Origin of the sequence: Cupriavidus sp. U2 (assembly GCF_009663685.2) — a bacterium.
Classification (GTDB): Bacteria; Pseudomonadota; Gammaproteobacteria; order Burkholderiales; family Burkholderiaceae; genus Cupriavidus; species Cupriavidus necator_C.
Genome location: NZ_RCOG02000026.1, coordinates 55,093 through 76,544 on the forward strand (window position 1 = coordinate 55,093; position 21,452 = coordinate 76,544).

A 21,452-nucleotide genomic window follows, 5' to 3' on the forward strand; every position below is an offset into this window, starting at 1 on the left:
TGGTGTCTGGGGCGTCAGGCGGGTACGCCCAGATGCAAGCGGTTTCCTGTCGACAAATCGGTCACGGTGGCACCCGACGCGTCGATGGCGTCGAGCCGGTATCCCTTCCATCGTTCGCCGGGACGTAGCCGGCCGGGTGTCGCGCACTGCTCGCACGCAATGCGGGTAGCCTCCCCGAGCGTGAGCACGACCATCACCCCTCGGGTGTCGCGCCAGATTGCGCTGGCTTCGAGGTCGGCACGCGCCGTGACGCGCGCAGATTCCGCTGCCCGCGCCGGGTCGGCTTCGGCATATGGCTCCAGCGAAGGGGTCATCGCGCCAAGTCGCCACCCTGGCGGCGCGAACAGGTCCACCGAGCGGCTCGGTTCTGGCGTTTCGGCTATGTGTCTGGACGGCGTTGCCGGGGCGCTTGCCGGTAGTGTCTGGCGTATTGCGGCATCCGTCGTACTGGCAGCGTCGTCGGACCGGCCGATCCAGGCGGCGTAGAGCGATGCGCAGACCGTGGCCACCAGCAGGCACTGAAGGGATCGGGAAATCTTCATGGTCCGGTCTCCACGAGATAGCTGATCTGCACCAGCGCATTGACCGTCCGGCTGGCGTCGGACTGGCGCATGAACGATATCGATTCGATCCGCACGCCAGCAATCTCCTCCAACGTTGCGAGGTAGTCGCGCAGTTCGGGGTAGCGGCCTTCGATGGTGTAGCGCATCGTATGGCGCAGCAGCCGCTGGCCGGCTTCGGCGCGGGAGGTGTAGTCGATCTCCGTCAGGACGATCGAGCGGGCCGTGGCCAACGCCGCGTGGGCACGCAGGAATTCGGTGTACGTGGAGGCGTCGGGCAGGCTGTGCTGGCGAGCCGGCATCGCCCTGGCCGCCAGTTCGCGCTTCAACGTGGCGACTTGCCCGGTCTCCTGCTGCAATGCAGCCGTTTGCGCCACGCGTTCCGGCCGGATATGCGCGACGACGGCCACGACACTCCCCATGGCAAGTGCGATGCCGGCCACGCCCAGCCATCCCAATGTGTGCCGCCAGCGGCGGAGCATCCAGACGAAGCGGTTCATCGCGCGGGTTCCTGCCTATCCTGCCAACGCAGCCGAAGCTCGGCTTCGACGGCGTGGTCGCCTTGCCGCTGGCGGGTCAGCGATACGGGTCCAACGGCAGGCGTGGCCGACAGGCGGTCGACCAGCGCGAGCAGTGCATCGGCATGCTCGGCTTCCAGTTCGATCCGCTGCGTGCGCGCCGCGCCGTCCACGTCAAGGCGCGCGATGGCCACGTCTTCGGCCCAGCTCTGCTCCAGCCACGCCAAAGTCGGCACCAGCTTTTCGGCCTGTCTGGCGGCGACGTCAGTCTGCTGGGTGGCCTTGGCAGGGGGCCGGGCAGCCAGCTTGCGGCGCATTGTGGCGCTTTCGGCTTCCATGGCAACCCGTTCGGCGCGCAGCGACGCGAGGGCGCGGTGTTCGTACATCGCCCAGGTGGCAACGCCGATGCCGATGGCGAGCAGGCCGGCGCCGAGCGACGCCCGGTGTAACCAGCCGCACCGCGTTGCAGCCAGAAGATTCGGCGGCCGCGCCATCATGCCGGGCCGCCTTCGCCGATGGCGCGCAGATGGTCGCCCAGCCAGTGGATACGCTCGTCCGGCGCCGCCGCGTCGCCAATGAGGGCGACCGTATCCGGCGCCGGCGCCGACGCCGCCAGCGCCAGGCAGCGCAGCACGGCATGGATCTGTGGCGATACGTCGGTCTGCGCGGCCACCGTGGTCATTGCCGTGATGGAAGGTCCGTCTCGCAACGCGCATGTCAGCATGCCGCGCTCAAGCATCGCCAGCGCGCAGCCGGTGACCGGCAGCTCGCGTCGATAACGGTGCAGCGCATAGGCGAAGGTTGACGTCGCGGCGGTCAGGTGCACGCGATGCGATTGGCACTGCGCGATCAGGGCTTTCAGTAGTGGCGTACTGCCAATGATGGCCAGGCGCGGGGCGCCATGGCGGGCTGCCGTCAAGGCGATATGCGGCGGTTTGTCGCGGTCGTCACCGGCAATCGTTCCACCCTCGCCGCCCGGTTCTTCGCTGGCCGCGCATGCCCATGCCATCCATTCCGCTTCGGAAACCAGGCGCGGATGCCAGGGTACGACGACATGCCGCGTCCACGGAAAGCCCAGCCGTACCGTGACACGGTGGCCCGACAGCGGCGCAAGCAGCGCGTCGGTGGCCTGCAGAGTATCTTCGATGCCTGCCGCTTCGCGGTAGAGGGCCGGTGCTTGATGCATGGCGTTGCCACCTTCAGCGCGCAGGAAGACGGCGTCACGCAGAATCCAGAGCCCGTGCTTATTCGACGAACGTGACACGGTTTGCCTCCTGTAGGGTGGTGACCCCCTGAGCGACCAGGGCCAGCGTGGACTGTCGCAGCGAGGCAAAGCCGCCCGCTCGCGCCAAGGCGCGTTGTTCGCCCGAGGGCGCCTGTCCGAGGATTGCGTCGCGCAGTGCATCGTCGATGCGCAAGACTTCGGCCACCGCACGGCGCCCGCGATATCCGGTGCCGTGGCAGGCGTCACAGCCCCGGCCGGCGCGCAGGCGCCAATTGGCCACCGATGCAGCCACCAGACCCGAGCGCGCCAGCAGTTCGGCGCCCGGGCGGACAGATTCTCCGCAATCGGGGCAGATCGTCCGGATCAGTTGCTGGGCCACGATGCCGATCAGCGATTCCACCAGGCTGTGTGGCGGGATGCCCATGTGCAGGAATCGGTCGACCACCGAGAACGCGCCATTGGCGTGGACGCTGGTCAGTACCAGATGGCCGGTCAGCGCGGCCTGGACGGCGATGCTGGCGGTTTCCCCATCGCGGATCTCGCCCACGAGGATCTTGTCGGGGTCGTGCCGCAGGATGGAGAGTAGCCCGCGCGCGAAGGTCAGGCCCTTGCGGTCGTTGACCGGAATCTGCAGCACGCCCGGCAGTTCATACTCGACGGGGTCCTCGATCGTGATGATCTTTTCCGCGCCCGTGTCCAGTTCGGACAACGTGGCGTAGAGCGTGGTGGACTTGCCCGAACCCGTGGGGCCCGTCACCAGCAGCAGGCCGTGCGGCATGGCGGCCAGCGCACGGATGGCAGCCACGGCCTGGGCGTCATGGCCAAGCCGGTCCAGGCTTAGGCGGCCGCCTGCCGCGTTGCCGCCGCGCTTGTCGAGCACACGCAGCACGGCATCCTCGCCGTGGATCGACGGCATGATCGACACCCGGAAATCGATCTCGCGGCCGTCCACGGTTGCCTTGAAGCGGCCATCCTGCGGAACGCGGCGCTCGGCAATGTCCAGCTCTGCCATGACCTTGATGCGCGATATGGCCTGTTCGGCAATATCGATGCCGGCCGCGGTGGCGGCATCGAGCAGCACACCGTCGATGCGGTATCTGACGGCCAGCGCGTCTTGCCGGGTTTCGAGGTGAATGTCCGACGCGGCCATGCGCAACGCATCGTAAAGCGTGGAGTTGACCAGCCGGACCACCGGGCTGGTGTCCTGAGCCAGGCTGGCCAGCGAGATGCCGGCGTCGGGTAACGCGTCCGCATGCGGCCCGGGCGCCGTGGCGACATGATCCAGCGCCCGCTGGCGTTCGCCATGGCTGTCGAGCATCGCGCGCACGAGATTTGTGGCGCCCAGGCATTCGGCGCAGGACAGGCCGCCGAGCGCCAGCCGCCGGGCGACATGCTGACGCACGGCCAGGCGCGTGGGATCGGTCAGGACCAATGTCAGGGCGGGTGACGCCGGTTCGAGTTGCGCCAGCACACAGCCGCCCGCGACGGCATCGGCATAGGGAAACAGGTCGAAGCGTGGCACGGCAGCGGCCAGGGCCACGGCATCGACCAGCGGCAAGCCGAGCAGGGCGGCGACGTGTGCGGCGCAGGCGTCCGGCGGCAGGCCGCTGGCCTGCGCCACCACGTCCTGCAGGTCGCGTCCGGGCTCGGCATCGCGCAGAGCCTGTAGCGCCTGCAGGGTCGGCATGGGTGGGGAGATTGGCGCGTGCGGTGTCATTGCATGCTCCCGGCAAGCTCGAAAATCGGCATGTAGAGCAGGAAGACGATGCCGCCGACCAGGGCGCCAACCACGAGCATCAGCAGCGGTTCCACCAGTTTCGTGGCGGTGTCGATGGCCCGGTCGATGGCTTCGTCGCAGAATTGCGCCGCGCGTTCGCACATCTCCGGCAGTTCGCCGCTGCGTTCGCCCACGCGTAGCAGCCGTTCGGCCACGGGTGTGGTCAAGTGGTGCCGGGCCAGTGTGTCGGCCATCGGCTTGCCGGCTTCGATCTCGGCAATGGCCTGCGACATGGCGCCTTGCAAGTGCTCCGGCAGAAGCGGTGTGGCCAGCCGCAGCGCGGGGATGGCGGCCATGCCGCCGGCCAGCAGCAGGCCGGTGGTCCGGTACAGCCGGGTCAGCGCCAACAGGTGCTGGAACGCGTGGAGGCGAGGGATGTGCCAGCTTAGTGCCGCAATCCGGCGCACCAGTTGTACTTGCCGGGCGCCGGCAACCAGCAGCAGGGCCGACACCACCATCCCCAGCGCCATCGTGCCGGCGTGCGCATCGACGGTCTGGCCCCACCACAGGAGCCAGCGCGCGGTCGCGGGCAGTTCACGCATCGATGCGTAGACCTGGCTGAAGCGCGGAATCACGAAGAACAGCAGGAACGCCATGATGCCCGCGCCGATGGCTATGACCACGGCGGGGTAGATCAAGGCGCTGGCGACCTTCCGGCGGACAGCGCCAAGGCGCATCTGGTAGTGGTGATAGCGCGCCAGCGCGTCGGCAAGATGGCCGGTGCGCTCGGCCGACGCAACCGTGGCCACGTAGAGCGTCGGGAAGTGGCCGGGCATGCCTGCCAGCACGCCGGAAAGCGGCAAGCCCTGATAGAGGCCGGCGACGATCTGATCGAGCACGGTGCGGGTGGCGGTCTCCGACGCGCCGGCGGTCTTGTCCCGCAAGGCCTCGACGGACTCGACCAGCGACAGCCCGGCGCGCAGCAGGGCGATCAGTTCCTGCGTGAACAGGGCGATGCCGAACGCCGCTTGGCGGCGCAGCATCACGATGCGGCGGCATGCAAGTACGCTGGCGCCATCCGTCTGCGCCTGCCGCCGGGCGTCGGCGGCGGAGGGCGCGAATATACGGATGTCCTGGATCTGGCCGCTACGGGCCACGGTAAGGCGGAACTGCATCGGACACCCTCACCAGCCAATGTCGCTGGCGTAGCCGGTGCCACCGGGCTTGCCATCGGCGCCATGGGAAAACAGGTCGTAGTCCTTGCCGTCGGTGCCGGGCTGCCGGTACTGGTAGGGCTGTCCCCAGGGATCGGCGGGGATGTCGCGGGTCAGATACGGCCCATGCCAGCGGTTGCCGGCATCCGCCGGCGGTTCGATGAGCGCCGTCAGGCCGGCTTCTGTCGTGGGGAAATGTCCGGTGTCGAGCCGGTAGCGATCCAGCGCGTCGCCCAGCGCCTTCAGCTGCCCGGACGCGGTCTTGACCTTGGCCTTGTCGAGTTCGCGGAACAGCCTGGGGCCGACGAAGCCGGCCAGCATGGCGATGATCAGCAGGACCACCAGCAGTTCCAGTAGCGTAAAGCCACCGTGTGGGCGGCGGCGGGATGCGATGTGCGAAAGCGAGGACATGGACGGCTCGGAAGAATCGGGGCGCCGCCGCGGCAATGTCTGGCACGGCCACGGCGGCGGGTGAGGCGAACCGCTTGTGGCGATTCGCCTCGGGCAATACGCTGGATCAGCGTTTGATGGGTTCCATGGCGTTGATCAGCTCGGCCTTGTCGTCCGCGCCAAGGTCGCTGGCATACATGCCGCCAGCCCTGGTCCTGCGCACGGCTTCGACCTTGGCCTTGACGATGGCCGGCGTGTCGTAGGACCAGAAGGTCCAGCCGTCATAGCGCCACGCGGCCTGGGACGCGGCATCCGAGAACAGCTTGCCGTTCTGCATGCGCTTGATGTCGCGATAGTCGCGCTGGCCCTGTCCGTTGCGGACCGGCGCACCGGCCATCCACAGGCCGTTGCGGCGTCCCGGCTTGACCGACGTCCAGCCGTGGCCATGGAATGGCACGCCGAAGACCTGTTTTTCCTGCGGGATGTCGAACTCGTATGCGTCCCAGATGGTGCCCATCAGGCTGCGCTGCTTCATGCCCTGGACCCGGGTCCATGGCGAGTCGCGACCGACCTGCAGCGCGGCGGCGTGGCCGGTGCTGGCATCCCATCCGCCGGTGAAGTCATAGGCCTGGATGTTGACCCAGTTCAACTCGGCAGCGATGGCGACGGCCGTCCTGGCGTCCGGCGCGCTTTCGGCCAGGTTCATGGTGGACGTCAGCAAATGCCGGCTGTCCTCGCGTTCGAGCGCGTCGCGGAACGCCCTGACCAACGCCAGGTAGTTGCCCCAGTCCATGGCACCGGCCTGGCCGTCACGCACCAGCGCCGCGCGCGGGGCCAGCCATTCCAGGTTGATGCCGTCGAAGACGCCCTTGGCCAGCCCCTTGCCGCCCGCGCTGGACCGGCTGGCGGCGAGGTTGCCCTTGATATAGACGTCCACGCAGCTCTCGGCCAGTGCGTTGCGGCCGGCCTCGGTCCGGGCAGCCTGGGCGAAGCGGTCGCCCAGGCCTGGGCCGCCAATCGAGATCAGCGTCTTGACCGGATAGGTCTGCTTCAGCTTGAGGATCTGGTTGAAGTTGCCGCGCAGCACGTGCTTGCCCGCCGGGTCGGCCTTGCCGTCCACCGATTCCGTGGCGCTGAATCGCTTGCCATAGTCGGCAAACGGGTCGCTCGGGCCGCGTGTGTCGCCGCTCTGGCAGCGGTAGAGGCCATCCTCGCCGCGATGCAGGTTGGCGCTGCCGTATTCAGGTACGTCAGCTTGCGGGCCGCGCCGGACCGCGCCACATCGCGGATCAGGTAGTTGCGCTGGTAGATGCTGGCTTGCGTGTAGGTGCCGCCAAGCTGGCCGGCCTTGGGCGCGGGCACTGCCGAGCGCGGCGTGACGTCGGGTCCGTCCGCGGGATCGGCTGGCTTGGCGGGGTCACCTGGCTCGCCGGGACCGGTGGGGTCTGCGGGATCGGTCGGATCAGGGTCGGCAGGGTCGGTGGGGCCTGTCGGGTCGGTCGGGTCGGTCGGGTCCTTCGGGTCCTTCGGGTCCACCGGGGTCTTCGGTTCGACCGGGTCCTTCGGGTCCTTCGGTTCCTTCGGGTCGACAGTGGGCGGGACGGCCTCCACCTTTTCGACGGTCATGTCGAGCTTGATGTCGAGCGTCTGGTAGGACTGGTCGGCGTCCTGTCCCGCGGCGTTGCGCACGGCAATCCGGTACGGGAACGCGTTGCGGATCCGGTTGCCCACCGACGTCGAGAACAGCGTCGGGTTGTCTTCGGGGCGAAGCTCGAACACCAGCGATTCGGTGCCCGTGGTGCTGGGCAGGCGGCAGGCCACCGTCGTGCCCGTGCCCGTGCCGTCCGCGCTGGCGGCCTTGTGGGCGCGCAACATTACCGGGAACGGCACGTTGTTCTCGTCAACCGCCGCCACGCGGAAGATATCGCTGGCGTTCTCGGGACAATGGCCCGTGCCGTGCTCGCGCCCGGTGGTCTGCTCATGCGTCGTGGCATACCAGGCGCTGCGGCCCTGGTCGGTCCGCAGAGGCAGGACAAAACGTGCCTGCTTGCCATCGAACTGCACGGTGGTTGCCTTCGGCGCGCGATGCACGATATCGATGCCCAGGCTGAAGGTCTTCAGCACCGGCCGATTCGGCAGGTCGTTGCCCACGGCCTGCACGCTCACGCGATGCATTGCCGGCGTGCGGTAGCGCGTGCCCGGTGTCAGGCGCGGATTGTCTGCGGGTTCGTACCAGACCACCAGCGTGCCGGGGCCGGCAGGGCCGCCGTTGCCGTCGATCTGCACGCGCTTTCCGTCATAGCCCGTGCCGGTCATATTGCGCTGGGCGCGCAGCCGGACAGGCGCCAGCCGGCCCGGCATCGAAACGTCTTCCGCCATGACGTCGATGACGGAAAACTCGCCTTCCAGGGCCGGCCGGTTGCTGTGGCGCGTATTGCCGTGCAGCGGCGTCACGAAATGCACGCTGGTCTTTTCCTTGTTCGGCACGACGTAGACCACGGGCTTGCCCGGCTCGGCGCCCTGGATCGACACGAGCAGGTCCGGCGTGGCGGACGGCGGCACGTGTTCACCGATATCGAACCACAGCTGTGCGGTGGGACTGCGGTGCGCGCCGAAGTAGATCGCATGATCCACGCCGGGGCGTTGGCCGGGGTGCGCGAAGCGGTCGTTCGCCCAGACGCGTTTTTCATACGTCACGCAGCTTTTGGGCGGATAGCGATCGAAGCCGGTCCATTCCGAAATCGTGCGACAGGCATCCGGGGTCGTTGGCCGGGCGGCGTCGGCGCCGCCTGCGGTGGTTAGCAGCAAGGCGAAGGCGGCAGACGGAATGGCTGCGCGCCGCAGGGATGTGCTTTTCATGTCCATGGTCCTTGAAAAGTTGTTTTCAGGTCGCCGGAACCGGTTCGGCGACCAGACTGTGGGCCATGGACGAGAGGCCGGAAATCGCCGTTTGCTGAAATTGAGTGCCAATTGCGCGCAATAGGCTGCAATGAGACGTTTCTGGGAACAATGCAGGAAAGGGTGGCCACCTCGACTTCGCGTTATGCGCCTGACGCAGCACGTGTGGCGAACTAATTCGCAAAGAAATCATTTGCATCCTAATTAATTCACGTCTATCATTCGGCCCATGCCACATATCGATGCGCTCCGATTCGCCTTCACCGGCCAGGTCATGCTGTCCGGTCGTCAATGGCGACAGATCAGCCAGGCCGCTGTGACCGCCCATGGCATTTCCGCCGCGGCCGCCGCGCCTTTGCTGTTTATCCGTCGACTGGGCGGCGGTGTACGCCAGGTCACGCTGGCCGACTACGTGGGCGTGGAAGGTGCCACGCTGGTGCGGCTGGTGGATCAGCTTTGCGCGGCCGATCTGGTACGCCGCGAGGTGGACCCCAGCGACCGCCGCGCCAATGTGCTGTCGCTGACCGATGCCGGCGAGCGCATGGCCGAGCGCATCGAGGCAGAACTCAAGCAACTGCGCGCCAAAGTGTTCGCAGACGTCAGCGAAGCCGACATGGCCGCCGCGCTGCGGGTGCTGGACGCGCTGTCGCGCGCCGCTGCGGCCGCTTCGGCATCTGGCAAGCAGGAGTCCTGAGCGCCATGATGAGTTGGCCGTCCGCCAGGGACTGGGTGTTCTCCTTCAAGGCGTTCATCGCCGCGATGCTGGCGCTTTACATTGCGATGTACCTGGGGCTGCCCCGGCCGTACTGGGCGATGGGCTCCGTCTACATCGTGGCGCACCCGCTCACGGGCGCCACACGCTCCAAGGCGCTGTACCGCGTGCTTGGCACGCTGCTTGGCGCCGCTGCCGCCATCGCCATGGTGCCGCCGCTCGTGAATTCGCCCCCGTTGCTGATGGGCGCCGTGGCCATCTGGGTGGCCTGCCTGCTCTACGTGGCGTTGATGCACCGCACGCCGCGCAGCTACGTGTTCATGCTGGCCGCCTATACGCTGCCGCTGGTGGCACTGCCGTCGGTCGACAATCCGACGGGGATCTTCGACCTGGCCGTGGCCCGTTCCGAGGAAATCTGCCTGGGCATCCTGTGCGCGGCCGTAGTGGGTGCCGTCATCATGCCGGCCAGCGTCGCCAACGTGCTGCGCGACAAATCCCGCCAGTGGATGGCCGACGCCACGCTGTGGGCCACGGACATGTTGTCGCCGGCGCCTGGTGCATCGGTGTCGCGTCATCACAGCCGCCATCGGCTGGCCGCCGACATCCTGGCGCTGGACCAGCTGATCAGCCAGTTGAGCTACGACGCCGAAAGCGCCGCCCGGGTGCGTGCCGCGCGCGAACTGCGTGGCCGCATGACCATGCTGCTGCCAGTCATGGCGTCGTTCGCGACCATCGTCGAATCGCTGCAGGCCGCTGGCGGCCTGCCCGCGCCGCTGGCCGCCCAGATGCAGGCCGTGAAGGGCTGGATCCAGGCCGGCGCCGCCGCCGACGCGCGGCCGGTGCTTTCGGCATCGCCCGTGCAGGCGGGCTGGGAAGCCGCGCTGGTGACGGCGGCGGAAGACCGGCTCCAGCAGATGCTGGCGCTGTGGCACGACTGTGTGACGCTGTGCCGGCGCCTGGGCGAAAAGCACGTCGAAGGGCAATGGGTGCCCGAATTCCTGCGCTGGGAAGTGGGCCGTGCGCGCCACTACGACCACGGCATACTGCTGTTTTCGGTCGTGACCGTCGCCATGGCGATCTACGCGATGGGCATGGTGTGGATCCACACCGGCTGGGCCGATGGGGCTGGCGCGGTGGCACTGGGTGCGATTTCCTGCTGCTTCTTCGCCGCGCTGGACGAACCTGCGCCGATGATCCGGTCGTTCTTCAACTGGAACGTGGTCTGCCTGCTGATCTCGCTGGTGATGCTGTTTGCCGTGCTGCCCGTCGCGCATGACTTCGAGATGCTGGTGCTGATGTTCGCCGTGCCGTACCTGATCATCGGCCTGCTGGTGGCGCAGCCGCGCCTGGCGATGATCGGCATGCCGCTGGCGGTGGTCACGGCCAACGACATTGGCATCCAGGGTGCGTACAGCGCCAATTTCCAGTCGTTCTTCAACAGCAACATGGCCGGCATCGCGGGGATCGCATTCGCGCTGGTGTGGACGCTGGTGATGCGTCCGTTCGGCACCCGGGCCGCCACGCGCCGTCTGGTGCGGGCCGGCTGGAGCGATATCGCCGAGAACGCGCTGGGCAAGCACCCCGATTCGCACACCGTGCTGCGCGCCCGCATGCTGGACCGCCTGGCACAGCTGGTGCCGCGGCTGGCCGCCAGCGACAGCGAAGTCTCGACCGATGGCTTCAGCGAAGTGCGCGTGGAGCTGACCGCGCTGGCCCTGCAGCGCGAGATGGCCGATATGCCGGCCGACGAACAGCATGCCGTGCGCCGCGTGCTGCGCAGCATTTCCACGTACTACAAGGCGCGGCTCGATGGCTCGGCCGATGCGCCGCCCGCCGCGCTGCGCACGCGCCTGGCCAACGCGCAGGACAAGGTGCGTTCGCGCGTGGCGCTGGCCGCGCTGGTCGACATGCAGGTGGCCCTGTTTCCGCCGGCGCTGCCGGCAACCGTTTCCGGAAAAGCATGATGCCCGGTGAAATCAGTATCTATGGCGTGTTCATCCCCAGCTTGCTGGTGTGGATGCTCGCGGCCTTTCTCATCACGAGTGCCGCACGCGCGGTGTTGTCGCGCGTGGGCTTCTACCGGCTCGTGTGGCACCGATCCCTCTTCAATCTGGCGCTGTACGCGATCATCCTCGGTGGGGTGGTTGCCATGGTGCCGTGGCTGCAATCATGAAACTCAGACTCTCTTCGCTCGGGCCGGTCGTGTTGACGCTGGCCGTCACTGCCGCTGGCGCGGTCGTTGTCAAACACCTGTGGGACTACTACACGGTGGCCCCGTGGACCCGCGACGGGCACATCCGTGCCGACGTGGTGCAGGTGGCGCCTGACGTTTCGGGGCTGGTCACGCGCATCGCCGTCAAGGACAACCAGCACGTGAAGGCGGGCGACGTCCTGTTCGAAATCGACCACGAACGCTATGCGCTGGCGCTGCGCCAGGCCGAAGCCACCGCCGCGGCGGTGCGCGCCAGCCTGTCCCAGGCGCGCCGCGAGGCGTCGCGCAGCCAGAAGCTGTCAGACGTGGTGTCGAAGGAGATCATCGAAGAGGGCCTGGCCAAGGTGCAGCAGGGCGAAGCCCAGCTGGCGCAGGCTGACGCGGCCATCGGCGTGGCCAGGCTGAACCTGGAGCGCACGAAGGTGCTGAGCCCGGTGGAGGGCTACGTCAACGACCGCCTGCCGCGTCTGGGCGATTACGTGGTGACCGGCAAGCCGGTGCTGTCGATGGTGGACTCGAACTCGTTCCACGTGGAAGGCTATTTCGAGGAAACCAAGCTGCAGGGCATCCATATCGGCAGCACGGTCGACATCCGCATCATGGGCGAGAAGCGCGTGCTGCAAGGTCATGTGCAAAGCATCGCGGCCGGTATCGAGGATCGCGACCGTACCAACGGATCGAACCTGCTGCCGAACGTGAACCCGACGTTCAACTGGGTGCGCCTGGCCCAGCGCGTGCCGGTGCGCATCCAGTTCGACCAGATGCCCGAGGACGTGCGCCTGGTGGCGGGCCGTACCGCCACGGTGTCCGTGAAGGCGGATGGCCAGTCGAACGACAAGCCTGCCACGCCGGCGGCGGCTGACAAGAGTGCCTCGCATGACAAGGTCGCGCTGGCCGGCAAGGGCGCGTCCACAACCGGAGTGCTGCAGTGAAACGCTTTGCCCGTGCCACGCTGGCGGCGATGTTGCCGCTGGCGCTGGCCGCCTGCATGACCGTCGGCCCCGACCACAAGGTGCCCGACGACGCGGCCGTGAAGTCTGCCGCGGCCAACGGCCCGTTCGCCCATAGCGACAGCGACGCCGTATCCATTGCCGACGTGCCGAACGACTGGTGGCGCCTGTACGACGATCCGCATATCGATGACCTCGTGCAGCAGGCGCTGGTTGCCAACACCGATCTGCGCGTGGCGGCGGCCAATCTCAAGCGGTCGATCGCGGTCTACCACGAGGTGGAAGCCGAGAACCTGCCCGAGGCCAAGTTCAAGGCCAGCGCCGAGCGCGGCCAGATTGCCGGCGAGCCGCTGCTGCACGAAGAAAAGATCCCGGCGATGAACTTCGGCGACATCGGTTTCCAGGTGTCGTACCTGATTGATTTCTGGGGCAAGCTCAAGCGCGCCGACGAGGCCGCGCTGGCAGCCGCCCAGGCCAGCCACGCCGCACTGGACCAGGCCCGCGTGGGCGTGGTGGCCGAGACCGTGCGTGCCTATGTGCAAGGCTGCACGGCCACGCACGAATTGCATGTGGCCCAGCATCAGCTTGAGCTGCAGGAACGCGGGGCGCAGCTGGCGCAGAAGCTGGTCGATGCCGGCCGTGGCCAGCCAACCGATGTGTTGCGTGCCCAGGCCCAGGCCGACACGCTGCGGGCCGTGCTGCCGAAGTATCGTGCCGAGCAGGAAGGCGCGGCATACCGCCTGGCCGTGATGCTGGGCAAGCCGCCGATGGCACTCGATGTGAACAGCGTGGCCTGCGAACATGTGCCTGCGCTGAAGCAGCCGCTGCCCGTGGGTGACGGCACCGCGCTGCTCAAGCGTCGCCCGGACGTGCGGCAGGCCGAGCGCGAACTGGCGTCCGCAACGGCCAAGATCGGCGTGGCCACGGCGGACCTGTTTCCGCAGATCCGCATTGGCGCATCGGCCGGCTTCACCGGTATTCTCGACCACCTGGGCCAGGCGCCGACCGCGCACTGGGGCTGGGGTCCGGCGCTGTCGTGGACGATTCCGACCAGCGGCACGCGGGCGCGTCTCCACAACACCGAGTACGGTGCCGAAGGCGCGCTGGCGCATTTCGATGGCGTGGTGCTGAAGGCGCTGCGCGAAACGCAGACGGCGTTGTCGGCCTATACGCATGAACTGGAGCGCAACCAGTCGCTGCGCGCGGCGCGCGACAAGGCCGACGAGGCCGCGCGCCAGAACCGCTTGCTGTGGCAGGCCGGCCGGTCGCCCTATCTGCAGAGCCTGGATGCCGACCGTACGCTGGCCAACACCGATGCCGCCCTGGCCGCGTCGGACGCCCAGGTGGCCATGGATCAGGTGAACCTGTTCCTGGCGCTCGGCGGCGGCTGGCAGAACGCGCCGGCCATCGCCAGCCATCCGGTGGGCAAGGAAGCGGGCGCTGCGGCCGGGCATCAACCGGAAGCGCATTGAGGTAAGCTTGCGCCTCGGCCGCGCCTACCCGGTGCGGCCGTTCCTCGATTCCCAGGATAACAATACCTATGAAGATGCTCTCGATCACGAAGACCCTGGCTGCCGCTACCGTGGCACTGGGCATGGCAGCTGCCGGCAGCGCGGCGGCGCAGGAACAGACGGTCCGCGTGGGCACCGTCAGCGGCCCGGACGCCGAAGTCTGGCAAGTCGTGCAGAAGGTGGCCAAGAAGAACGGCCTGAACGTGAAGGTCGTGGAATTCAACGACTACGTGCAGCCGAATGCCGCACTCGATGCCGGCGACCTGGACGCCAACAGCTTCCAGCACCAGCCGTATCTGGACAGCCAGATCAAGCAGCGCGGCTACAAGATGGTCAGCGTCGGCTACACGTACATTTCGCCGCTGGGCATCTATTCGAAGAATCTGAAGTCGCCCAAGGACCTGCCGCAAGGCGCCAAGGTGGCCGTGCCCAACGATCCGTCGAACGAGAACCGCGCGCTGCTGCTGCTGGCCGCCCAGGGTGCGATCAAGCTGAAGCCGGGCGTCGGCACGAATGGCGTGAACGCCACGCCGCTGGATATCGCCGAGAACCCGAAGAAGCTCAAGATCGTGGAACTGGACGCCGCCCAGCTGGCCCGCGCGCTGCCTGACGTGGCTGCCGCCGTGATCAACACCAACTACGCGCTGGCCGCCGGCCTGCAGCCGACCACGAACGCCATCGCGCTGGAAGACATCCACAGCCCGTACGCAAACATCATCGTGGTGCGTACGCAGGACAAGGACAAGCCGTGGGTGAAGAAGCTGGTAGCCGCCTATCAATCCGATGAAGTGCGCCAGTTCATGAAGGCCCAGTTCAAGGGTGCCATGGTGCCGTCGTTCTAAGCCGGTTGGTGCCATTTGCGCAACAGCGAACGGCAGCCGGGCTCCGCGCCCGGGCTGCCGTTTTCGCATCTATGCATATTTGAATTGGTTCGTTCGCATCGTCGGACGACGGCGCTAAGGTACGAGGAATGCCTTTTCGCCCCCGGAGATAGATTGTGTCCACGCCGCTGAAAGTTGTCGCCGTCAATGGCAGCGCCCATCAACCGTCACGCACGCTGGTGCTGATCCAGGCGCTGCTGGCCGAACTGGAGCAGCGGCTCGTGCTCGATACCCAGGTCGTTGACCTGAGCGAGATCGCCCGCCCGCTGGGTGCCGCGCTGACGCGCCAGGAGCTGCCCGCGGACATCGAGGCGCAGGTCGCGGCCATCGAGTCGGCCGATCTGGTGATTGCCGCGGCGCCCGTGTATCGCGGCTCGTTCCCGGGCCATTTCAAGCATCTGTTCGACCTGGTGGGCATGGATGCGCTGGTCGACAAGCCGGTACTGCTGGCGGCCACCGGCGGCAGTGACCGCCACGCGCTGGTGCTGGAGCACCAGCTGCGGCCGCTGTTCAGCTTCCTGCAGGCGCTGACGCTGCCGATCGGCGTGTATGCGTCGACAGGCGATTTCGACGGCTACCAGGTGGGCAGCGGCGCGCTGGCCGATCGTATCAAACTGGCCGCCGATCGTGCCGCGCCATTGTTTGGCGCGTCGGCACGGCAACTGCGGCGCGTGGCCTGAGGCGTTCCCGCCTTAACCGTCGATGGCCGGCGGCAGCCGGTCGTTGACCCAGTCGCGCGTGCGCTCGTAGGCCGCCGCCAGGCGCAGCACGCTCAGGTCGTCGCGCGGACGGCCGATCAGCTGCATGCCCATCGGCAGGCCTTCCGCACTGAATCCCACCGGCACGCTGATCACCGGACAGCCCGACAGCGTCCACGCCACCACCACTTCCATCCAGCGGTGATAGGTGTCCATCTGCCGCCCGGCGATGGCCTTCGGCCAATGCTGGTCGATATCGAACGGAAACACCTGCGCGGTCGGTACGGCGATGTAGTCGAACGTCTCGAACGTACGCAGCAGCGCCTGATACCAGGCACTGCGCTGCGTGCTGGCGGCGTAGAGGTCGCTGGCCTTGAGGTCGAGCGACCCCTCGATTTCCCAGATCGCCTCGGGCTTCAGCTGCGCGCGCGTTGACGGGTTGTTGTAGAGCGCCAGCCGCGCGTTGCCCGTCAGGAAGTGACGATGCACGAGCCAGGTCTGCCAGATCTTCTCGGGCGGGTAGGGCGGTTGGATCGCGTCTACCGTCGCGCCGAAATCGGGGAAGAAGCGCAGCGCCTGTTCGCACAGCGACAGGATGCCGTCTTCCATCGGCAGGTATCCGCCCCAATCGCCCAGCCACGCCACGCGTTTGCCCGACATGTCTGCATCGAGCGCGTTGACCACGTTTTGCGGCGTCAGCGTGGCCAGCGCGGGGTCTTGGGGCAACGCCTGCGGCGTGCGGGCGTCCGGGCCGGACTGAGTGGCCAGCAGCAGCGCCAGGTCTGCCACATTGCGGGCCATCGGGCCCTCGCAGCCCAGTTGCGGCAAGAACAGCTCCGGCGCCGGGCCATAGGGCACGCGGCCGGCCGATGGCCGGAATCCGAAGACGTTGCAGTACGCGGCCGGATTGCGCAGCGAGCCACCGAAGTCGCTGCCATCGGCAACGGGCAGCATGCGCAGCGCCAGCGCCGCCGCCGCGCCGCCACTGCTGCCGCCCGCCGACCGTGCGGGATCGTACGGGTTGCGCGTGGCACCGTAGACCGGATTGAACGTGTGCGACCCCAGCCCGAATTCCGGCGTGTTGGTCTTGCCGATCAGGATCGCCCCGGCCTGGCGCATGCGTTCGACGATCACCGAATCGCTGGCCGGCACGTTGTCCTTGAAGATCGGCGAACCGTACGTCGTGCGGATGCCGCGCGTCATCGCCAGATCCTTCGGCGCCTGCGGCATGCCGTGCATCCAGCCCTTTGATTCCCCACGTGCCAGCGCATCGTCGGCTGCCTGCGCGGCCTGCATCAGCGTGGCCTCGTCCTGCTGCGCCACGATGGCGTTGCATGCCGGATTCACGGTAGCGATATGCGCCAGATAGGCCGCCATGACTTCACGGCTCGAAACCTGCTTCGCGTGAATCGCCTCGGAAAGCTGCCGGGCGGTCAGCATGACGATGGGGTGGGGACGGTAGTTGGTCATGGCGCAGGGATTGTGTTTTCCCCTCTCCCACTTCCATGGGAGAGGGGAGCCGATAGGAGCCGTGTCCGTGCTCAAAGCCGTTCCGCGTGGTGCCGGATATGGTCGGCGATGAAGGTGGAGATGAAGTAGTAGCCGTGGTCGTAGCCCGCGTGCCGGCGTAGCGTCAGCGGCTGGCCGGCTTTTTCGCAGGCGTCCTCGAACGCTTCGGGGTGAAGCTGTTCCGCCAGGAATTTGTCGGCCAGGCCCTGGTCCACGAGGATGCCGGCCGGGAACGGCGCCGATGCCTGTGCGGCCATCAGTGCACTGGCGTCGTGCTGCGCCCAGCGGCTGCGGTCCTCGCCCAGGTAGCCGGTGAATGCCTTGACACCCCACGGACATTGCGATGGCGCGGCGATTGGCGCGAACGCCGACACCGAACGGAACCGCTGCGGGTAGCGTTGCGCCAGCACCAGCGCGCCATGCCCGCCCATCGAATGGCCGAAGATGCCGACGCGTGCAGCGTCGGCGGGCAGTTCGCTGGTGACCAGGTGGAACAGTTCGTCCGCCACGTAGCTTTCCATGCGCCAGTGCATGCGCCACGGCGCCTCGATGGCATCGACATAGAAGCCGGCGCCGACCCCGAAGTCCCAGGCATCGGCCTCGCCGGGCACGTGGGCCCCGCGCGGGCTGGTGTCGGGCGCCACCAGGATCAGGCCGTGCTGCGCCGCGTATTGCTGCGCGCCGGCCTTGATCATGAACGTTTCCTCGGTGCTGGTCAGGCCGGCGAGGTAGAACAGGGTCGGCAGCGGCTTCGCGTTGGCGGCAAGCGCCTGCGGCGGCAGGAAGACCGAGAACCGCATCGGCAGCCCGATGGCCGCCGACTGGTGCTGGTAAAAACGCTGGACGCCGCCGTGGCAGCCGTGTTCAGACAGCAGTTCCATGGGCCATTGCCTCAGTAAAGGACGACCGAGCGGATCGACTCGCCGCGCTTCATCAGGTCGAAGCCCTCGTTGATGCGGTCGAGCGGCAGCGTGTGCGTGATCAGGTCGTCGATGTTGAGCTTGCCTTCCATGTACCAGTCGACGATCTTCGGCACGTCAGTGCGGCCGCGCGCGCCGCCGAAGGCCGAACCCTTCCACTCGCGGCCCGTCACCAGCTGGAACGGGCGCGTCGAGATCTCCGCACCGGCCTCGGCCACGCCGATGATGATCGACTTGCCCCATCCCTTGTGGCAGCACTCCAGCGCCTGGCGCATGACCTGCGTATTGCCAATGCACTCGAACGAGTAGTCGGCGCCGCCATCGGTCAGTTGCACGATGTGGTCCACCACGTTTTCGACGTCCTTCGGATTGATGAAGTGGGTCATGCCGAACTTGCGGGCCATGGCTTCGCGGCCCGGGTTCAGGTCCACGCCGATGATCTTGTCGGCGCCCACCATCCTGGCCGCCTGGATCACGTTGAGGCCGATGCCGCCGAGCCCGAACACCACCACGTTGGCGCCGGCTTCGACCTTGGCCGTGAACAGCACCGCGCCCACACCCGTGGTCACGCCGCAGCCGATGTAGCAGACCTTGTCGAACGGTGCATCCGGACGGATCCTGGCCAGCGCGATTTCCGGCACCACGATGTGGTTGGCGAACGTCGACGTGCCCATGTAGTGGAAGATCGGCTTGCCGTCGATCGAGAAGCGCGAGGTGCCGTCCGGCATCAGGCCCTTGCCCTGGGTCGAACGGATGGCCTGGCACAGGTTGGTCTTGCGCGACAGGCAGAACTTGCACTGGCGGCATTCCGGCGTGTACAGGGGGATCACATGGTCGCCGGGCTTGAGCGACGTCACGCCCGGGCCCACGTCGGTGACGATGCCCGCGCCTTCGTGGCCCAGGATGGCCGGAAAGATGCCCTCGGGGTCGGCGCCGGACAGCGTGTAGTAGTCGGTATGGCAGATGCCCGTGGCCTTGATTTCGACAAGGACTTCACCGGCGCGCGGGCCGTCGAGATCCACCTCTTCGACGGTGAGCGGGGCGCCGGCTTTCCAGGCGATGGCGGCTTTGGTCTTCATGAGGCAACTCCTGTACGAATGGGGTAGGGCGGCATGTGCCGCCAACACGGCAAGCACTATACGGGCATCGGTGCAATGCGGCCAGACCGGCGCGCGATTATCGGCTGGCCTTGTGGGGTGGCGGTCATTGACCTTCCTTTGCCGGCCGGGCCAGTACCGTTGGCGCGGTGCCGGCTTGCGCCGCGGTCAGCTGGCCTTCATGCCGTCGCCCCAGCCACAGCCCGAGCCATGCCCAGCCGATGGCCAGTGCGGCGCCGGCCAGCGCCACGGTGGCCGGATGGCCGGACAAGGCATCGATGGCGGTGCGCACCCACGCGCTGACCGCGTCGCCGGCGCGATAGATTGCGGTGTCGATCACGTTCTTGGCCTTGTACTTGGTCTCGGGGTCGACCACCGTAAACAGCATTTCGCGGCCCGGCCGCAGCATCGCGTATTCGCCCACGCGCCGCACGATCATCGCCGCGGCCAGCACGCCGAATGTGGGCCACAACGCCAGCAGCAGAAAGCCGCCGGTCACGGCCAGCGGCACGGCCGTCAGCAGCGCCGTCACGCCGTACCGCCGCGCCAGACGGCCCGAGAAGAAGATCTGCACGAGGATGGTCAGCGCCTGCACCGTGGCATCGAGCGCGCTGAACACCTGCGTTTGCTGGGCCCGCGTGGGAAAGGCCGCCGCCACCAGGCGGGCCTGCTCGAAATACAGGAACGTGCTCGACGTGGCCAGCAGGATCACGAACAGGCTGATGCCGAGCAGATAGCGCGAGCCCAGGACCATCGACAACCCGGCCCATAGTCCCCCGCCGACCGGCTGTGCGGGGTCCTGGGCGGCCGGGCCGCCGTGCGCCATGCCGTCGGCCACACCCGCGCCAAGCCTGCGCCGCCACGCGAACAGATAGCCCACCATGGGCAGCGTCGCGGCCAGCAGCCCTGCCGACAGCAGCATCAGGCCGGTCAGGCCGATGCGGCCCACCAGCCAGCCGCCCATGACCGGCCCGGCCAGTCCGCCGGCACTGGCGCCTGCCGCGATCAGCGCGAACAGCCGCCGCGCCTGCTCGGGGCGGAACACGTCGGCCATCAGGCTCCAGGCCACCGACACCACGAACAGGTTGAACACCGACAGCCACACGTAGAACACGCGCGCGAGCCAGACGCTGTCCGGCAGTGCGCGCGTGACCGCGGCAAACGCCAGCAGGTTGGCGATGAAGAACGCGTAGACCCACGGCACAAAGCGCCGGCGTGGCAGCCACTTGCAGCAGGCGCCGTAGAACGGGATGGCCACCAGCATCACCACGAACGTGGCCGTGAACAGCCATTGCAGGTTTTGCACGCCGCCTGCGATGCCCATCGTCTCGCGCACGGGCCGCAGCATGAAGTAGCTGGCGAACAGGCAGAAGAAGAACACGAAGCCGGCCACCACGGCGGCGCGTTCGCCGGCGCGCAGCCCCAGCACGGTACCCTCTGGCGGTTCGCCGGGTCCGGTGTCGGGGGACGGGGCCGGTGTATGCATGCGCCGATCGGGGCCGGGGGTCCGCAGTCAGGCCAGCGCCGCGGCGATGCGCGCGCGTTCGCGGGTGTCGGGCATGCGCCCGAACGCCGCGCCCAGGTTGTCGGCCATGTTCTTCGGCTTGGACGTGGCAGGGATGGCGGCCGTCACCGCGGGATGGCTGACGATGAATTTCAGGAACAGCTGGGCCCACGACGCGCAGTCCACCTCGCCGGCCCAGTCGGGCACCGGCTTGCCGCGCACTGCCGAAAACAGGCGGCCGTCCTGGAACGGGCGATTGACCAGCACGGCCACCCCGCGTTCCTCGCACAGCGGCAGCAGCGTCTTTTCGGCGTTGCGCTCGCCCAGCGAATAGTTCACCTGCAGGAAGTCGAGCTTTTCGCTGCGCAGGATCTGCGCCAGTTCGGCGTGCGCATCGTCGCGGTAGTGGGTGATGCCGATATAGCGCGTCTTGCCCTGTTCCTTCCACTGCCGCAGCAGCTTCAGGTTGTCGCGCCAGTCGATCAGGTTGTGCACCTGCAGCAGATCGACGCTGTCCGAATGCAGTTCCGCGCGGGATCGCGTGAACTGCGCCATGGCGTTGGCGGCACTGGTGGATATCTTGGTGGCCACGAACACCTTGCCGCGCGCGCCGGCGTCCTGCAGCAGGTCGCCGGTCACGGCCTCGGCGCTGCCGTAGCTGGGCGCGGTGTCGATCACGGGCTTGGGAATGCGCTGCAGCAGCTCGGCCAGGACTTCGGTCAGCGCCGCGCGGTCGTCGCTGTCCCGGCCTACGTTGAACGTGTCGGCCGTGCCCATGCCGATCACCGGCAGCGCCTCGCCCGAGGCCGGTACCTTGCGGCGCATCGGTGCTTCCACGGTGGCGGCTCGCGCGGCGGCGGCCAGCGCGGGCCCGGCCGGCAGCGCGGCCAGCCCGGCGGACATCCCCAGAAAGGTGCGGCGGTCGATTGACATGAC

Annotated in this window: 21 protein-coding genes; 7 read left to right on the forward strand and 14 right to left on the reverse strand. The window is 67.7% G+C overall.

Features of this window, described 5'->3' with window-relative positions; genetic code table 11:
- Window positions 1–14: 14 nt before the first annotated feature.
- From D9X30_RS18785 to D9X30_RS18825, 9 genes are all read right to left on the reverse strand, one after another.
- On the reverse strand, window positions 15–542 hold the full coding sequence (locus tag D9X30_RS18785; RefSeq protein WP_153948020.1) for a hypothetical protein: 528 nt from the start codon (window positions 540–542) through the stop codon (window positions 15–17).
- The gene (locus tag D9X30_RS18790) at window positions 539–1,060 is read right to left on the reverse strand and encodes a hypothetical protein (protein ID WP_153948019.1); all 522 of its coding nucleotides are present in this window, start codon (window positions 1,058–1,060) and stop codon (window positions 539–541) included. Before D9X30_RS18790 ends, D9X30_RS18785 begins: the two co-directional genes overlap by 4 nt.
- On the reverse strand, window positions 1,057–1,575 hold the full coding sequence (locus tag D9X30_RS18795) for a hypothetical protein (RefSeq protein WP_153948018.1): 519 nt from the start codon (window positions 1,573–1,575) through the stop codon (window positions 1,057–1,059). Before D9X30_RS18795 ends, D9X30_RS18790 begins: the two co-directional genes overlap by 4 nt.
- A complete protein-coding gene (locus D9X30_RS18800) occupies window positions 1,572–2,264 on the reverse strand; it encodes a hypothetical protein (RefSeq protein ID WP_153948017.1) in 693 nt (230 codons plus the stop codon). The genes D9X30_RS18795 and D9X30_RS18800 overlap by 4 nt, the downstream gene beginning before the upstream one ends.
- 58 nt (window positions 2,265–2,322) lie before the next feature.
- Window positions 2,323–4,020: a GspE/PulE family protein gene (locus tag D9X30_RS18805; protein WP_228770920.1), complete on the reverse strand. Its 1,698-nt coding sequence runs from the start codon at window positions 4,018–4,020 to the stop codon at window positions 2,323–2,325.
- On the reverse strand, window positions 4,017–5,195 hold the full coding sequence (locus D9X30_RS18810) for a type II secretion system F family protein (protein ID WP_153948015.1): 1,179 nt from the start codon (window positions 5,193–5,195) through the stop codon (window positions 4,017–4,019). The genes D9X30_RS18805 and D9X30_RS18810 overlap by 4 nt, the downstream gene beginning before the upstream one ends.
- 9 nt (window positions 5,196–5,204) lie before the next feature.
- A complete protein-coding gene (gspG, locus tag D9X30_RS18815) occupies window positions 5,205–5,645 on the reverse strand; it encodes a type II secretion system major pseudopilin GspG (RefSeq protein WP_153948014.1) in 441 nt (146 codons plus the stop codon).
- Window positions 5,646–5,751: 106 nt separating this feature from the next.
- Window positions 5,752–6,744, reverse strand: coding sequence for a glycoside hydrolase family 18 protein (locus tag D9X30_RS18820; protein WP_194946517.1), 993 nt, complete (start codon window positions 6,742–6,744; stop codon window positions 5,752–5,754).
- Entirely contained in the window at window positions 6,675–8,483 is a 1,809-nt protein-coding gene (locus tag D9X30_RS18825) for a hypothetical protein (RefSeq protein ID WP_228770919.1), read from the reverse strand. Before D9X30_RS18825 ends, D9X30_RS18820 begins: the two co-directional genes overlap by 70 nt.
- 268 nt (window positions 8,484–8,751) lie before the next feature.
- Here D9X30_RS18825 and D9X30_RS18830 point away from each other — a divergent pair, with 268 nt between their 5' ends.
- From D9X30_RS18830 to msuE, 7 genes are all read left to right on the forward strand, one after another.
- Window positions 8,752–9,216 (forward strand): MarR family winged helix-turn-helix transcriptional regulator, encoded by a 465-nt coding sequence (locus D9X30_RS18830; RefSeq protein WP_153948012.1) that lies wholly within the window; start codon window positions 8,752–8,754, stop codon window positions 9,214–9,216.
- 5 nt (window positions 9,217–9,221) lie between these two features.
- On the forward strand, window positions 9,222–11,198 hold the full coding sequence (locus D9X30_RS18835; protein WP_153948011.1) for an FUSC family protein: 1,977 nt from the start codon (window positions 9,222–9,224) through the stop codon (window positions 11,196–11,198).
- On the forward strand, window positions 11,198–11,407 hold the full coding sequence (locus D9X30_RS18840; RefSeq protein ID WP_066740578.1) for a DUF1656 domain-containing protein: 210 nt from the start codon (window positions 11,198–11,200) through the stop codon (window positions 11,405–11,407). Before D9X30_RS18835 ends, D9X30_RS18840 begins: the two co-directional genes overlap by 1 nt.
- Window positions 11,404–12,378: an efflux RND transporter periplasmic adaptor subunit gene (locus tag D9X30_RS18845; RefSeq protein ID WP_153948010.1), complete on the forward strand. Its 975-nt coding sequence runs from the start codon at window positions 11,404–11,406 to the stop codon at window positions 12,376–12,378. Before D9X30_RS18840 ends, D9X30_RS18845 begins: the two co-directional genes overlap by 4 nt.
- Window positions 12,375–13,868, forward strand: a complete 1,494-nt coding sequence (locus D9X30_RS18850) for an efflux transporter outer membrane subunit (protein ID WP_249641008.1) — start codon at window positions 12,375–12,377, stop codon at window positions 13,866–13,868. The genes D9X30_RS18845 and D9X30_RS18850 overlap by 4 nt, the downstream gene beginning before the upstream one ends.
- 122 nt (window positions 13,869–13,990) lie before the next feature.
- The gene (locus D9X30_RS18855) at window positions 13,991–14,749 is read left to right on the forward strand and encodes a MetQ/NlpA family ABC transporter substrate-binding protein (RefSeq protein WP_228770933.1); all 759 of its coding nucleotides are present in this window, start codon (window positions 13,991–13,993) and stop codon (window positions 14,747–14,749) included.
- Window positions 14,750–14,904: 155 nt separating this feature from the next.
- The gene (gene msuE, locus D9X30_RS18860) at window positions 14,905–15,468 is read left to right on the forward strand and encodes an FMN reductase (protein ID WP_249641009.1); all 564 of its coding nucleotides are present in this window, start codon (window positions 14,905–14,907) and stop codon (window positions 15,466–15,468) included.
- A 12-nt stretch (window positions 15,469–15,480) separates the two neighbouring features.
- Here the strand turns inward: msuE and D9X30_RS18865 are convergent, their stop codons facing one another.
- The 5 genes from D9X30_RS18865 to D9X30_RS18885 all read right to left on the reverse strand — a co-directional run bounded on the left by D9X30_RS18865 (window position 15,481) and on the right by D9X30_RS18885 (window position 21,449).
- Entirely contained in the window at window positions 15,481–16,956 is a 1,476-nt protein-coding gene (locus tag D9X30_RS18865; protein ID WP_153948008.1) for an amidase, read from the reverse strand.
- A gap of 71 nt (window positions 16,957–17,027) precedes the next feature.
- Window positions 17,028–17,876, reverse strand: coding sequence for an S-formylglutathione hydrolase (gene fghA / locus D9X30_RS18870; RefSeq protein ID WP_153948007.1), 849 nt, complete (start codon window positions 17,874–17,876; stop codon window positions 17,028–17,030).
- A gap of 11 nt (window positions 17,877–17,887) precedes the next feature.
- A complete protein-coding gene (locus tag D9X30_RS18875; protein ID WP_153948006.1) occupies window positions 17,888–18,994 on the reverse strand; it encodes an S-(hydroxymethyl)glutathione dehydrogenase/class III alcohol dehydrogenase in 1,107 nt (368 codons plus the stop codon).
- A 124-nt stretch (window positions 18,995–19,118) separates the two neighbouring features.
- Window positions 19,119–20,498: an NTP/NDP exchange transporter gene (locus D9X30_RS18880; protein WP_153948005.1), complete on the reverse strand. Its 1,380-nt coding sequence runs from the start codon at window positions 20,496–20,498 to the stop codon at window positions 19,119–19,121.
- A 27-nt stretch (window positions 20,499–20,525) separates the two neighbouring features.
- Window positions 20,526–21,449 carry an aldo/keto reductase gene (locus D9X30_RS18885; protein ID WP_153948004.1) on the reverse strand — a complete coding sequence of 308 codons (924 nt, stop codon included), beginning with the start codon at window positions 21,447–21,449 and terminating at the stop codon, window positions 20,526–20,528.
- Between the last annotated feature and the right edge of the window lie 3 nt (window positions 21,450–21,452).

What these genes read in the sequence shown, in the direction of transcription:
- D9X30_RS18805 (WP_228770920.1), bottom strand. Translation starts at nt 4,020, where the DNA reads ATGACACCGCACGCGCCAATCTCCCCACCCATGCCGACCCTGCAGGCG.
- D9X30_RS18835 (WP_153948011.1), top strand. Translation starts at nt 9,222, where the DNA reads ATGATGAGTTGGCCGTCCGCCAGGGACTGGGTGTTCTCCTTCAAGGCG.
- D9X30_RS18830 (WP_153948012.1), top strand. Translation starts at nt 8,752, where the DNA reads ATGCCACATATCGATGCGCTCCGATTCGCCTTCACCGGCCAGGTCATG.
- D9X30_RS18795 (WP_153948018.1), bottom strand. Translation starts at nt 1,575, where the DNA reads ATGATGGCGCGGCCGCCGAATCTTCTGGCTGCAACGCGGTGCGGCTGG.
- D9X30_RS18855 (WP_228770933.1), top strand. Translation starts at nt 13,991, where the DNA reads ATGGCAGCTGCCGGCAGCGCGGCGGCGCAGGAACAGACGGTCCGCGTG.
- D9X30_RS18875 (WP_153948006.1), bottom strand. Translation starts at nt 18,994, where the DNA reads ATGAAGACCAAAGCCGCCATCGCCTGGAAAGCCGGCGCCCCGCTCACC.
- D9X30_RS18790 (WP_153948019.1), bottom strand. Translation starts at nt 1,060, where the DNA reads ATGAACCGCTTCGTCTGGATGCTCCGCCGCTGGCGGCACACATTGGGA.
- D9X30_RS18845 (WP_153948010.1), top strand. Translation starts at nt 11,404, where the DNA reads ATGAAACTCAGACTCTCTTCGCTCGGGCCGGTCGTGTTGACGCTGGCC.
- D9X30_RS18885 (WP_153948004.1), bottom strand. Translation starts at nt 21,449, where the DNA reads ATGTCAATCGACCGCCGCACCTTTCTGGGGATGTCCGCCGGGCTGGCC.
- D9X30_RS18865 (WP_153948008.1), bottom strand. Translation starts at nt 16,956, where the DNA reads ATGACCAACTACCGTCCCCACCCCATCGTCATGCTGACCGCCCGGCAG.
- D9X30_RS18785 (WP_153948020.1), bottom strand. Translation starts at nt 542, where the DNA reads ATGAAGATTTCCCGATCCCTTCAGTGCCTGCTGGTGGCCACGGTCTGC.
- gspG (WP_153948014.1), bottom strand. Translation starts at nt 5,645, where the DNA reads ATGTCCTCGCTTTCGCACATCGCATCCCGCCGCCGCCCACACGGTGGC.
- D9X30_RS18810 (WP_153948015.1), bottom strand. Translation starts at nt 5,195, where the DNA reads ATGCAGTTCCGCCTTACCGTGGCCCGTAGCGGCCAGATCCAGGACATC.
- fghA (WP_153948007.1), bottom strand. Translation starts at nt 17,876, where the DNA reads ATGGAACTGCTGTCTGAACACGGCTGCCACGGCGGCGTCCAGCGTTTT.
- D9X30_RS18800 (WP_153948017.1), bottom strand. Translation starts at nt 2,264, where the DNA reads ATGCATCAAGCACCGGCCCTCTACCGCGAAGCGGCAGGCATCGAAGAT.
- D9X30_RS18880 (WP_153948005.1), bottom strand. Translation starts at nt 20,498, where the DNA reads ATGCATACACCGGCCCCGTCCCCCGACACCGGACCCGGCGAACCGCCA.
- D9X30_RS18840 (WP_066740578.1), top strand. Translation starts at nt 11,198, where the DNA reads ATGCCCGGTGAAATCAGTATCTATGGCGTGTTCATCCCCAGCTTGCTG.
- D9X30_RS18825 (WP_228770919.1), bottom strand. Translation starts at nt 8,483, where the DNA reads ATGAAAAGCACATCCCTGCGGCGCGCAGCCATTCCGTCTGCCGCCTTC.